The sequence below is a fragment of the Winogradskyella aurantia genome, assembly GCF_002266855.1.
Lineage (GTDB): Bacteria > Bacteroidota > Bacteroidia > Flavobacteriales > Flavobacteriaceae > Winogradskyella > Winogradskyella aurantia.
This window is the reverse complement of sequence record NZ_NGJN01000001.1, coordinates 336285-349500: the sequence shown is the minus strand read 5'-3', so window position 1 is coordinate 349500 and position 13216 is coordinate 336285. Positions and strand designations below refer to the sequence as shown.

The following is a 13216-nucleotide window of genomic DNA, read 5'->3' as shown; positions in this document are numbered from 1 at the left end:
TATTTGCAAAATTTTTAATTGATTAAGACAAAAATGTTCCACGTGGAACATATAAAATATATTGGTGATGTTTAATGATGTTTATGATGTGATAGTTGTTGGTGCGGGTCATGCGGGTAGTGAAGCTGCAGCGGCAGCTGCTAATATGGGAAGTAAAACACTGTTAGTGACTATGAACCTTCAGAATATTGCCCAAATGTCTTGTAATCCTGCCATGGGTGGTATAGCGAAAGGCCAAATTGTAAGAGAAATTGACGCAATGGGCGGTTACAGTGGTATCGTTTCTGACTCATCAGCGATTCAATTCAAAATGCTTAATAAATCAAAAGGGCCTGCTATGTGGAGTCCTCGTGTGCAGAGTGACAGGATGCGATTTGCAGAGGACTGGAGACTAATGTTAGAGCGTACACCTAATTTGGATTTTTACCAGGAAATGGTAACGGGCTTGATTCTGGAACACAATAAGGTGGTTGGGGTAAAGACATCTTTGGGTATTAGCATTAAAAGTAAAACTGTTGTTCTCACGAATGGGACGTTTCTTAATGGGCTCATACATATAGGTGATAAAAATTTTGGAGGTGGTAGGGCCGGAGAAAGGGCAGCAACTGGTATAACTGAGCAATTAATTCAAATTGGTTTTGATTCTGGCCGCATGAAAACAGGCACACCCCCTAGAGTAGACGGTCGTTCGTTGGATTATTCAAAAATGATTGAACAGCCAGGTGATGAAATTCCTGAAAAATTCTCCTTTCTGCCTATAACAAAACCCTTGTTAGAACAACGCTCATGCCATATGACCTACACAAGTCCTGAGGTTCATGATTTGTTACGTGATGGATTTGACCGGTCACCTATGTTTAATGGTAGGATTAAGAGTGTAGGACCTAGGTATTGTCCATCAATAGAAGATAAGATAAATCGTTTTGCGGATAAAGAAAGGCATCAACTATTCGTAGAACCGGAAGGCTGGAATACGGTTGAGGTCTATGTTAATGGCTTTAGTACGTCCTTACCGGAAGATGTTCAGTATAAAGCGTTAAAATCGGTAAAGGGATTTGAAAATGTGAAATTTTTTAGACCTGGTTATGCTATTGAGTATGATTATTTCCCGCCAACTCAACTGACGCACACCTTAGAGACCAAACTGGTAGAAGGGCTGTACTTTGCTGGTCAAATCAATGGGACTACGGGTTATGAAGAGGCAGCGTCTCAGGGTTTAATGGCAGGAATTAATGCAAGCTTAAAAGTTCAGGAGAAGGATCCTTTTACTTTAAGGCGTGACGAAGCATATATAGGGGTTTTAATTGATGATTTAATAACTAAGGGCACTGAAGAGCCTTACAGAATGTTCACCTCAAGAGCGGAATATAGGACGCTGTTGCGTCAAGATAATGCCGATTTTAGGCTAACGCCCAAAGCTTATGAGTTGGGTTTAGCAACAGTAGAGCGGTTAAAACGAATGGAGGAAAAGCAAGCCAAATCAGATGCCTTTGTTCAATTTTTTAAAGACACGAGTGTTACTCCTGAAGAGATAAATCCCATACTGGCTTCTAAGAAATCAGCGAGCGTTAAGCAAAAAGACAAAATGTTTAAGTTGTATGCAAGGCCGAATATAACAATAAAGGATATGCTAAAGGTTAGGGCGGTTCATGATTACGTAGAGTCAAAGAATTTAGACACTGAAGTTATAGAGCAAACTGAGATACAAGTTAAATATGCTGGTTATATTGAAAAAGAAAAAAATAATGCAGATAAACTTAATCGATTAGAAAATGTAAAGATTCCATCGGGTTTTGACTATTCCAAGTTAAAATCAATGAGTATGGAAGCACGTCAAAAATTATCTGAAATTCGTCCAGTTAGTATATCGCAAGCCTCAAGAATTAGTGGGGTGTCGCCAAATGATGTGTCTGTGTTGCTAGTGTATTTAGGAAGATAATTGTATTGTTCCACGTGGAACAATAAGATAAGCGAAATGTGCTCATTGCCTACATATTGCTCAAATTCTAAGTAATGAATTATAATAGGACTTATCTTAAAGTTAAAGACCATTCTGTTTCAGGGGAGGTATTTGAGCTGCGTTACAATAGTGAATTGGACATGTTGGAGACGTTTCCAAATCCCCCAGAAAATAAACTTTCAGAATACTACAAGAGCGAAGATTATATTTCCCATACAGATAGTAAAAGAAATCTATTTGAATTAGCGTATCAAGTCGTTAGAAGTATATCTCTTAAACGTAAATTAAAACTTATAAACAGTTTTAATACCTCATCAAAAGACTTGCTAGACATTGGTTGTGGCACAGGGGATTTTTTACAAACGGCACAAAAAAAAGGTTGGCATGTTACGGGAATTGAACCGAATGAGGAGGCAAGACGCATAGCCAATACAAAAGTCAAAAACAATATTTATGACAGCGAGCATCTGGACTCATTCAAAGAAAATTCTTTTGATGTCATTACTCTATGGCATGTTCTTGAACACTTACCAGATTTAGATAATCACATAAAACGTTTTAAGCAGTACTTAAAACCTAATGGGTTTGTGGTTGTTGCGGTTCCAAATTTTAAAAGCTTTGATGCTCAGTTTTATAAATCCTTTTGGGCCGGTTACGATGTTCCTAGGCATTTATGGCATTTCTCTAAACAGTCAATTCAGAAATTGTTTAGAATTCACGGTTTTGATTTAGTTAAGGTTTTGCCTTTACCTTTTGATGCATATTACGTAAGTCTACTTTCCGAAAAATATAAGTCTGGTTTTATGAATCCAATTAGAGCATTTAGAATTGGTTTTAAATCTAACCTAAAGGCTAGGTCCACAAAACAGTACTCTTCACAGATTTATATCTTGAAATTGAAGGAAATTTAAAATAAGCAAGTTTTATAAGGCCAAACTAGAAGGTATATGTCCAAGTTAATAGGTATGAAAGTAAATAGCTTAAAACGCTTTATTTCACGCCAAATCACATAGATTATTTAAATTAAAATCAAGAACTTAATAGAATTTGTATATAGTTAGCTTTGATCGCAATTGTCAACTTAACTTTTATACATTTGCAAAAATTTAATTTAGAACAGCATTATGAAAAAACTAATTTTAGGACTGATTGTGTTACTATCATTATCAGGATGCCAAAATCAACAAAAAATTGCATTTGTAGATAATAAGAAGGTTGTAAATGACTATCATAAGAAAAAGAATTTTGAGACAAAGTTTCAAGTAAAAATTGATAATTTTAATAAAAAAGCCGATAGTCTTCAACAAGCAATTCAAATGGAAGCGCAGCTGTGGCAATCAAGAGCCGCTCAAATGGACAAAACTAAGGCAGAGCAAGAATATCAGGCGTTAGTCCAAAAAAAACAGATGCAAGATTATCAATTGGGTAACGAGGAGAAGGCGCTGCAGTCTGAAGGCCAGAAACAGGTAGATTCACTTATTAAAGAGGTTAAAACCTTCGTTAAGGATTATGGTAAGAAAAATGGCTACACCTTTATTCTTGGAGCAAATGATGCTGGTAGTGTGATGTACGGTGCTGAGGCAAATGATATTACAGATGTTGTTTTAGCCGAGTTAAACAAAGGTGCTTCACCTAAAAAAGAAGAGGCAACAACAAAAGACTAATTTCTATAGTATTTCTAGTTTAGGCCAGGCTTAGCCTGGCTTTTTTTATGAAGTAAACGTGTTAATTTAATAGATAAATCTGTAAGAATAATCTTTGAGTTACCATTCCGTTCTATATGATAGATAGCATCTTGTAGCTCTTGGGAAATATCCATGATATTGGCCTCGTGAATAAAAGGCGCAAACTTTTCCAATTTAAAATCTTCTGATTTTGGTTCTAAATACACAAGTTCCTCAGCCTTATAATTGAGTAATAATGCTTGCCTAAAATAACTTAAACAAAACCCAAGAAATTTTTTTTGGGTCTCGCGCCCTGTTTTTGCAATTTCCTCAGACCAAGAAATAAGATCGTGAATAGCACCCTTGTTGCCTTTGGCCTTAAAGGCCGAACGAATCCAAAACACAAACCACTTTTCAAACTGTATATCTTCACTGTCTTGGTATATTAAATCGCAAGCCTTATTATAATTACCATCAGCCTGATGAGCGATTTTACTTGCAATTGACGCTTCGATATGGTAATTCCTAACCAATGCCTCTGAAATTACATCCTCCGCTAGAGGCGGAAAGTGCAATACCTGGCATCTAGACCGGATGGTATTTATAATTTGTTCTTCATCCTCAGCAATAAGTATAAAAATCGTTTGTTCAGGAGGTTCCTCAATCAGCTTGAGTAATTTGTTGGCGCATGCGGTGTTCATCTTTTCAGCCATCCATATTATCATCACCTTATAACCACCCTCATAAGACTTAAGAGATAGTGATTTTACAATTTCAAAAGCCTCGTCAACCCCTATTTGCCCTTGTTTATTGTCCGTGCCCAATAGTCTGTACCAATCAAAAAGATTACCATAGGGCTGTTGGTCGAGCAGTTGCCGCCATTCTTCCAGATAAAAATTTGAAACAGGCTTACTCTTAACCTTATCGCTTGTAGTCACAGGGAAGGCAAAATGTAAATCGGGGTGGGAATAGTTTTTAAACTTTAGGTTGCAAGCCTCATTGCCACCGGTATTTTCACCGTTTCTATTTTTACACAACATATATTGTGCATAAGCCAAGGCCATTGGTAAGGTGCCAGAACCTTCCGGTCCTACAAATAATTGAGCGTGTGCGATTCTGCCGTTATCAACACTTGTTGTTAAGTGGCTTTTAATATGTTTTTGGCCTAAGACTTCAGAAAATAGCATAAAGCAAAACTATGCATTTTTTCACTATCTAAAATTTTAAAAGAGATTGATATTTAGTCGCTACGATTTTTTTAAAAACGCCCATTAATTCCTTATTGTCTATTATGGGTTTTTATGCTTTCTAATCTTTATATTTGTTCCTCAAAATATAAAAAATGAAGACCTTAGACGATTTCAACTTTGAAAATAAAAGAGCCCTAATCAGAGTAGATTTTAATGTACCACTGAACGATAAATTTGAGGTAACGGACGCTACGAGAATTATTTCGGCCAAACCTACTATTATAAAAATTTTAGAAGATGGCGGAAGTTGTGTTCTTATGTCGCATTTGGGGCGTCCCAAAGGTGTACAAGAAGAGTTTTCGCTAAAGCATATTGTTTCTAAAATTGAAGATGTTCTCGGTGTTGAAGTAAAATTTTCTTCTGATTGTGTGGGCAAGGAAGCTCAAGAAAAGGCCGATAGCCTGCAGCCTGGTGAAATCTTGCTATTGGAAAACCTCAGGTTTCATGAAGAGGAAAAGCTAGGTGACGTTAAATTTGCGGAAGAGCTTTCAAAGCTTGGTGATATATATGTTAACGATGCTTTTGGCACAGCCCACCGGGCCCACGCGTCAACCACAATTATTGCTAAATTTTTTCCGGACGCTAAGTGTTTTGGATACCTTTTAGAAAAGGAAATTAAAAGCATCAAAAGGGTTATGGAGGATGGCGAAAAGCCGGTACTAGCTATTTTAGGTGGTGCTAAAGTATCATCAAAAATAACCGTTATTGAAAATATCTTGGACAAGATTGATCATTTGATTATTGGCGGAGGGATGACATTTACTTTTATAAAGGCCCAAGGAGGGTCCATTGGCGATTCTATTTGTGAAGATGATAAAATGGACCTCGCTTTAGATATCATGAAACAAGCAAAAGCAAAAGGCGTTCAAATACATTTACCGGTTGATGTCGTTGCAGCAAACGCATTCAGTAATGACGCAGATACACAGATAGTTGATGTTAAAAATATTCCTGAAGGTTGGCAAGGCTTAGATGCCGGTCCACAATCTCTGGCAAATTTCGATAAAGTTGTAAACGAATCAAAAACCATACTATGGAATGGACCATTAGGTGTTTTTGAAATGGAGAACTTTGCGAAAGGAACTATAACTATTGGAAATTCCATTGCTGAAGCTACAAAAAATGGTGCATTTTCACTTGTTGGCGGAGGAGATTCTGTAGCCGCGGTCAAACAATTTGGGTTTGAAGACAAGGTGAGTTATGTAAGCACTGGCGGAGGTGCTATGTTAGAGAGCCTAGAAGGGAAGACACTTCCCGGTATTGAGGCCATTCTAAATTAATACCAATAAATACTTAAACAATAATGAATTCGTTAAGACAAAGCATGTCAAACCATAAGCTTGTGATTTTGAAAAAGCGTGTTACAGTTTGTTTAAGTCTATGTCTTGCTTTTGGATATTCCCAGACTAAGTCGGATACCCTAACGACAAAACAGCCTACTAAAATACAGGTTGGCGATTCTATAATAGACGGAAAAATCATAAAACCTCAAACGGCTATTCCTGTTGAAATAGATTCTATGCCGATTAAGGACTTAGAAGATTTACCTGAGGCCTTCGAGCTAGATAAAAAATGGTTAGAGGAGCTCTACAGCAATTCACTTTATGATACAATTTATAAAACAGTTGCGGAAATGTCTTTTGAGCCCGTTGACTATCCTGAGTTACCAACGGATACGCTAAAGGCAAGATTAAAGCGATTAAACGCAAGAACACCTTTTAATGTGGAATACAATCCATCTTTAGAGAGTGTTATCAAGAGATATCTTAAAACGAGGCGCCAGACCCTAGAACGTTTAATGGGTCTCAGCCATTTTTATTTTCCGATGTTTGAGCAGGAATTTGACAACTATGATATTCCTCTTGAAATGAAATATTTGGCCATAGTGGAATCTGCACTAAAACCAAGAGCACGTTCAAGAGTTGGTGCTACAGGGTTGTGGCAATTTATGTTTACCACCGGGCGGGAATACAAATTAGATGTCAGCAGTTATGTTGACGAGCGCAGTGATCCCATAAAATCAACGACCGCTGCAGCACAATATCTATCGCGGCTTTATACAATTTTTGGAGATTGGGATTTGGCACTTGCTGCTTATAATTCTGGTCCTGGCAATGTAAATAAGGCCATAAGACGTTCCGGCGGCTATCAGAATTATTGGAATATTAGAGCAAATTTACCAAGAGAAACGGCCGGTTATGTTCCTGCTTTTCTTGCCACGATGTATATTTTTGAGTTTGCCGAGGAGCATGGCTTTAAGCCTGAACGTCCACCTTTTCAGCACATTGAGACTGACACGATTCATGTAAAGCAAATGATAACATTGGACCAAGTTTCGGAAACAACAGGTGTTGATATTGAAGAGTTACAATTTTTAAATCCTTCCTACAAATTAGATATTATTCCCAAAATTGAAGGTAAAACCTACGCTTTGAGATTGCCCAGAGAAGCTGTTGGGATATTTACATCTAATGAGGAAGCCATATATGCCTTTGCCAAGGCCGAGTTTGACAAGCGGGAAAAACCCTTACCTCAGTTGGTCAATGTAGATACAAAAATAACATACCGAGTTAGAAGTGGTGACTATCTTGGAAAAATTGCGCGGCGCTATGGGGTTAGGGTGAGCCAAATTAAACGCTGGAATGGGCTTCGCAGCAACAACCTTAGGATAGGACAAAGACTTACTATTTATCCTAGAAACATACCTTCGGCACCCACAGTTAAACAGGCTAGTAGTAGCACAAACACAACTGGAAAAACAACTTATAGGGTTAAAGAAGGCGACTCGCTTTGGACTATTGCTCAAAAATTTTCTGGAGTTTCCGTTCAAAATCTTAAAGATTGGAACGATATTAGTGGTAATAAACTCAAAATAGGAATGACACTTATAGTGTCTCAATAGAAAACCAACAAAAAACTCAAATTTATGAGAGCATTTTTTACTGTACTATGCTGTTTTTTAATTATGGCCTGCGGCGATAAAAAAGAAGGTGACAAGACAAAGTATCTACCTGCATCAAATGGAAATCTCAACAATATATCCGTTGTTTTGGAAAATGAATTATGGGAAGGAAAAATAGGAGAGGCTATTAGACAGAATTTTGCTGCGCCCTTGCCAGGTTTGCCCGTTGATGAGCCAATATTTAGTATGCGACAAATTCCACCACAAGTATTTGATGGTTTTGCAACACGAAGTAGAATTATATTAAAGGTTGAAAAAGGAAATCTTGAGCCTACAATGAAGGTTGTGAACGAAGCCTTTGCTAAGCCACAAACCGTCGTCGTTGTCGGAGGAAAAACGAATGACGAGATTATTGCCCAGTTGAACGACAATAGGAGAAAAATAATTGACGCCTTCATTAAGGAGGAAGTGAAGGAAAAACAACGGCGTATTAAATTATCGCTTTTAAATGATAACCAAATGGAAAACGACTTGGGTTTTACTGTAGACATCCCATCCGTATATCGATTTGGAAAAGCTTCTGAAGGGTTTTATTGGATACGCAAAAGCCTTACCAATAGTAAGGACATGGATTTAATGTTTTACGAGGTGCCGCTAGAAGCAATTTCAGAAAGTGATAGTAGTATTGTTGAGATAATAAAAATTCGAGATGAAGTTACAAAAACAAAAATCCCTGGGGAGGATGGCATTTATATGACCATCGAAGATGCCTACGTACCCTCGATGTATGAAACTATTATAGACAATAAAAAAGCTTTTGAGGTAAGAGGTATTTGGGAGATTAAAGGCCAGTACATGGCCGGCCCATTTATAACTTATGCGATTAAGGATGAGGTTAACAAAAGGTATCTCATAGCTGACGGTTATGTTTACGCACCTTCTTTAGAGAAACGAGACTTGGTTTTTGAATTGGAATCCATTCTAAAGTCCATAAAAATTAAATAAAAAAAGCCAACTCATTGAGTTGGCTTTTTATCTTTTTATAGAAGCTTTATTCTTTTTCTTTGTTTTTTTCCTCTTTAGTAGCGTCCTTAAACTCTTTAATTCCACTTCCTAAACCCTTCATTAATTCAGGAATTTTTTTACCTCCAAATAAGAGGAGAATTGCTAGCCCAATAATGACCCATTGCCAAGGGCCTATGGCTCCTAAAAATATACTGATAGACATCATGTTTGTGAATTTAGATTACAAAGTTAATAATTATACTTTAATAACTACCTTCTTTAATGAACTTTAGGAGTTTGTAATACCGCTATATTACTATTTTAACTAATTTTGCCCTAATGGCAAAAAAGAAGAAAAAAGAAAGAAAATTTACCAAAAAACTCCTTCATAAGTATCGTCTGGTAATCTTAAATGAGGACACGTTTGAGGAACGCTTTGCTATTAAGCTCACACGCCTCAATGTCTTTGTATTATCAGCAATTACAGCAATTATATTAGTCTTTTTTACCACCTTACTCATTGCTTTTACCCCTTTGAGAGAATACATTCCAGGATATTCTTCAGCCCGTTTAAAAAAGAAGGCATCGCTTTTAAATTATAAAACAGATTCCTTAGTGCAGGAATTGGAAATGAACAGGCGTTATTTTGCCTCCATACGTAAAGTTTTATCTGGAGATGTGGCGACGGTAGATTTTAACAGAGACTCCATTATTCAAGCGGCAAAAAACGATATTGACATTTTAAATATTTCCACTAATAAAGAAGATTCGCTATTGCGGGCGAAAGTGGAAAGTGAAGACAAGTATAATGTTTTCGAATCTGCTGTAAACCAGTCTAATTACGTTTTGTTTCCTCCAGTTAATGGCACAATTTCAGAAGGCTATAATATTGAAGACAAGCATTTTGCGGTCGACGTAGTAGTCCCAAGTAATACACCAGTCAAAGCGACTGCAGATGGAACGGTTATCTTTGCTGAATGGACCATAGAAACTGGCTATGTGGTAATCCTAGAGCATAGTCAAGAGTTGATTTCTGTGTATAAGCACAACTCGTCCATTACAAAGGCCCAAGGCGATTTGGTAAAGGCGGGTGAGGTTATTGCCATGTCGGGAAATACGGGGGAATTAAGTACCGGGCCACATTTGCATTTTGAGTTGTGGAGCAATGGCTACCCGGTAAACCCAACTAATTTTATTGACTTTCAATAATGCCATCACTAAAAGCTGCACTTTCAAAACCCTTTGCACGATACATTGCTTATCGTATTAAAAAATGGTCGTCAAAACCTGTTCGTACACAGAACAAAGTGTTCCACCATTTAATTTCCGAAGCTCAAAACACTAGTTTTGGGAAAGATCATAATTTTAAGAACATCAAGACTTATGAAGACTTTAAAAGCCGTGTTCCAGTTAGAGACTACGAGGACTTAAAGCCTTATATTGAACGCGCGGTCGAAGGGGAAGAGAATGTACTTTGGAAAGCTAAACCTATTTATTTTGCCAAAACTTCTGGGACTACCTCTGGCGCTAAGTATATTCCTATTACCAAGGATAGCATGCCGACACATGTCAATGCTGCAAGAAATGCCATTTTGCTTTATATCAATGAAACGGGCAATACTCAATTTGTAGATGGTAAAATGATTTTTCTTCAAGGTAGTCCAGTACTCAACGAAAAGAATGGAATAAAGTTTGGGCGACTTTCAGGTATTGTGGCTCACTACGTACCAGCATACCTTCAAAAAAATAGAATGCCAAGTTTTGAAACAAATTGTATTGAAGACTGGGAAACTAAGGTTGATGCTATCGTAGAAGAAACACTGAATGAAGATATGACCGTTATCTCAGGAATACCCTCATGGGTTCAAATGTATTTTGAAAAGTTGATAAATCGATCAGGGAAAAATGTTGGCGACTTGTTCAAAAACTTTAAGCTTTTCATTTTTGGCGGCGTCAATTACGAGCCCTATCGTGCTAAATTCGAGAATTTAATTGGAAGAAAGGTTGATAGTATAGAGCTTTTTCCTGCAAGCGAGGGCTTTTTTGCCTTTCAAGACAAACAGAATGAAAGAGGTATGTTGCTCCAGTTAAACTCAGGTATATTTTATGAGTTCATTGAGGCTGAGCATTTTTTTGACGACAAGCCAGAACGCATTTCCATAAAGGATGTAAAACTAAAGGTGAATTACGTAATGATAATTTCTACAACCGCGGGGCTTTGGGCATATAATGTTGGTGACACGGTTGAGTTTACTTCCTTGAAACCATATCGGCTTATTGTTAGCGGAAGAATTAAACATTTTATATCGGCTTTTGGAGAACATGTCATCGGAAAGGAAGTAGAACAAGCATTGAAAGATGCCACAAAAAACACCTTAATCTCTGTTAATGAATTTACGGTTGCCCCTCAAATAAATCCTAAAGATGGTTTACCTTATCACGAATGGTTTATCGAATTTGAAAATGAGCCTGAAAATCTAAGAACGTTTATAGATGCTATGGAGCAATCCCTTCAAAAGCAAAACAGTTATTATGATGATTTAATTAAGGGAAAAATACTAAGACCTTTAAAAGTAACCCAAATTAGGAGAAATGGCTTTCAAACGTATATGAAATCCATAGGAAAACTTGGGGGGCAAAATAAGATTCCGAGACTATCAAATGACCGAAAGATTGCTGATGAGCTGTATCGACTTGGATTAACGAAATAAAGGTATATTTACTGGCTGAATCAAATAATGAGCACAACGAGCAAGAAAAAAGAAGGAAGAACTAGAGCCCAAGAAAGTTCAAATGCCATAGAGCGCATGTACATTACCATGCGCCATTTATTTAATCGTGGCTTTTACAAACCCATGGGTGTTTCTGGTGAAACCTTAAGAGAGGCCCTTCTTGTATTAAGACCGGAAATTTACGGCTCTATAGGTGAAGAGAAAGCAGAGCTAGATGGTTTATTATACGTCATAGACAGATTACCACAAGGTATTGAGGAATGTCGGTTTATTAACTTAACAAGTGATGAGGGTTATGGCAGTTCACACTTTAAACCCATTGTACCACCGAAAAGAAGACGGAATTGTTATCGTATAGATGATGAGCAAATGAATATTGAAATTACTAGAGGGCGCTCAGAAATTTACGATATCCTTACGCACCTCACCTTTTTGTTTGTAGAGTCGCACAAAATACGTAAACGTGTTTTGATTAACGAGGAAGGGGCAGCGATAAGGGATTGGCAAAAATTGGAAAATGCCATAAGATCTACCAAAAAACTAACACAAAAGGAACGGGAAGTTGCTATAACACATACGGCCAATATCTTGGGAAGAACCTTCAATGAAATAACGGAGGCCTATCCAAAATTTGCAACAGAAACACAGCCAGAACGCCTTTTGAACATTGTTTATTGGATAGGTAAACTAGCCATTGAAGAATCTCTAAATGATAAAAAGCGAACCATAACCTTTAGCCCTGTTCTAAGGGAAAGGCTTGGCCATCATATCTATGGCGAAATCTGGGCAAATAACATCAAATCTGTTTTAGATAAAAATGGATTGTTGCAACGGCCAATTCATATTATAAGTGCCAATATGCATAGTGTCATGAACTCAGTTTTTGCAAAGGCAGCGCTAAAGCCAACAAGCACTAAGACTGATATTTTTGATATTTATGAGGCCTTAAGCGACCCTAAGAACAAGACTATGCGCAATAAAGTTGAAAAGATGGCGTTGCAACAAGGCATGACATACATCAAAGACGGGTCGGGAACTAATATTGATGTGCAAATCTTTGATACCGATAAAATAGATTTTTCGAAGACAAAATTTGAATATTTAGAAAAGGATAAAAGAAATAAAGCTGTAATTCTTGTGATGGACTACGCCTTTGGGGAGCAGGCCTATGAGACTATGGATGAACTATTGAAACCAATTAAAATTAATGGAGATATGGTTCATCTAGATGTAAAATCAATCTCAATAATGGGGAAGGCCGGGATTTTACAAGGAGGCAAGGGTGATGTTATGATACCAACAGCACATATTTTTGAAGGCACAGCGGATAATTATCCTTTCAAAAATGAACTAACTAAAAACGATTTAGTAGATTGCAATGTCGATGTGTATGAGGGCACTATGGTTACTGTTTTAGGGACCTCACTACAGAACAAAGAGATCTTGAAGTTTTTTAAGAAATCTACTTGGAATGTCATAGGGCTTGAGATGGAAGGGGCCCATTACCAAAAAGCTATCCAAGCTGCATCTAGAGTGAGGGGAAGTATCAATGAGAATGTCAAAGTGCGCTATGCTTATTATGCCAGTGACAACCCCTTAGAGACGGGCAGCACCTTAGCTTCTGGAGGGTTAGGTACCGCAGGAGTAAGGCCAACATACGTGATAACTAAAAAAATCTTAGAGCAAATATTTAATTCATAATA

General features: G+C 37.4%; 11 protein-coding genes. 9 read left to right on the top strand and 2 right to left on the bottom strand.

Going from position 1 to position 13216, the window contains the following annotated elements; genetic code table 11:
* Positions 1–67 precede the first annotated feature (67 nt).
* From mnmG to CA834_RS01615, 3 genes are all read left to right on the top strand, one after another.
* The gene (gene mnmG, locus CA834_RS01625) at positions 68–1939 is read left to right on the top strand and encodes a tRNA uridine-5-carboxymethylaminomethyl(34) synthesis enzyme MnmG (RefSeq protein ID WP_094966916.1); all 1872 of its coding nucleotides are present in this window, start codon (positions 68–70) and stop codon (positions 1937–1939) included.
* A 74-nt stretch (positions 1940–2013) separates the two neighbouring features.
* The gene (locus tag CA834_RS01620; RefSeq protein ID WP_094966915.1) at positions 2014–2871 is read left to right on the top strand and encodes a class I SAM-dependent methyltransferase; all 858 of its coding nucleotides are present in this window, start codon (positions 2014–2016) and stop codon (positions 2869–2871) included.
* A 213-nt stretch (positions 2872–3084) separates the two neighbouring features.
* Positions 3085–3624 carry an OmpH family outer membrane protein gene (locus CA834_RS01615; RefSeq protein ID WP_094966914.1) on the top strand — a complete coding sequence of 180 codons (540 nt, stop codon included), beginning with the start codon at positions 3085–3087 and terminating at the stop codon, positions 3622–3624.
* Between the two features lie 14 nt (positions 3625–3638).
* On the opposite strand, the gene CA834_RS01610 is transcribed toward CA834_RS01615, so the two are convergent.
* Entirely contained in the window at positions 3639–4811 is a 1173-nt protein-coding gene (locus tag CA834_RS01610) for a DNA polymerase III subunit (protein ID WP_094966913.1), read from the bottom strand.
* Between the two features lie 155 nt (positions 4812–4966).
* Between CA834_RS01610 and CA834_RS01605 the strand changes: the two genes are divergently transcribed.
* From CA834_RS01605 to CA834_RS01595, 3 genes are read left to right on the top strand one after another with little or no spacing between them, the layout of a single operon-like run.
* Complete coding sequence (locus CA834_RS01605) at positions 4967–6154, top strand: phosphoglycerate kinase (RefSeq protein WP_094966912.1); 1188 nt, start codon at positions 4967–4969, stop codon at positions 6152–6154.
* A gap of 44 nt (positions 6155–6198) precedes the next feature.
* Positions 6199–7776, top strand: coding sequence for a LysM peptidoglycan-binding domain-containing protein (locus CA834_RS01600; protein WP_094966911.1), 1578 nt, complete (start codon positions 6199–6201; stop codon positions 7774–7776).
* A 24-nt stretch (positions 7777–7800) separates the two neighbouring features.
* Positions 7801–8781, top strand: a complete 981-nt coding sequence (locus CA834_RS01595; protein ID WP_094966910.1) for a DUF4837 family protein — start codon at positions 7801–7803, stop codon at positions 8779–8781.
* Positions 8782–8827: 46 nt separating this feature from the next.
* On the opposite strand, the gene CA834_RS01590 is transcribed toward CA834_RS01595, so the two are convergent.
* Positions 8828–9007, bottom strand: a complete 180-nt coding sequence (locus tag CA834_RS01590) for a Sec-independent protein translocase subunit TatA/TatB (protein ID WP_094966909.1) — start codon at positions 9005–9007, stop codon at positions 8828–8830.
* A 113-nt stretch (positions 9008–9120) separates the two neighbouring features.
* Here CA834_RS01590 and CA834_RS01585 point away from each other — a divergent pair, with 113 nt between their 5' ends.
* Genes CA834_RS01585 through CA834_RS01575 form a run of 3 tightly spaced genes read left to right on the top strand, consistent with a single transcriptional unit; the run spans position 9121 to position 13214 of the window.
* Positions 9121–9990 carry a M23 family metallopeptidase gene (locus CA834_RS01585; RefSeq protein ID WP_094966908.1) on the top strand — a complete coding sequence of 290 codons (870 nt, stop codon included), beginning with the start codon at positions 9121–9123 and terminating at the stop codon, positions 9988–9990.
* Positions 9990–11492 (top strand): GH3 auxin-responsive promoter family protein, encoded by a 1503-nt coding sequence (locus CA834_RS01580; protein WP_094966907.1) that lies wholly within the window; start codon positions 9990–9992, stop codon positions 11490–11492. Before CA834_RS01585 ends, CA834_RS01580 begins: the two co-directional genes overlap by 1 nt.
* A 27-nt stretch (positions 11493–11519) precedes the next feature.
* Positions 11520–13214 carry a DUF6909 family protein gene (locus tag CA834_RS01575; protein WP_094966906.1) on the top strand — a complete coding sequence of 565 codons (1695 nt, stop codon included), beginning with the start codon at positions 11520–11522 and terminating at the stop codon, positions 13212–13214.
* Positions 13215–13216 lie beyond the last annotated feature (2 nt).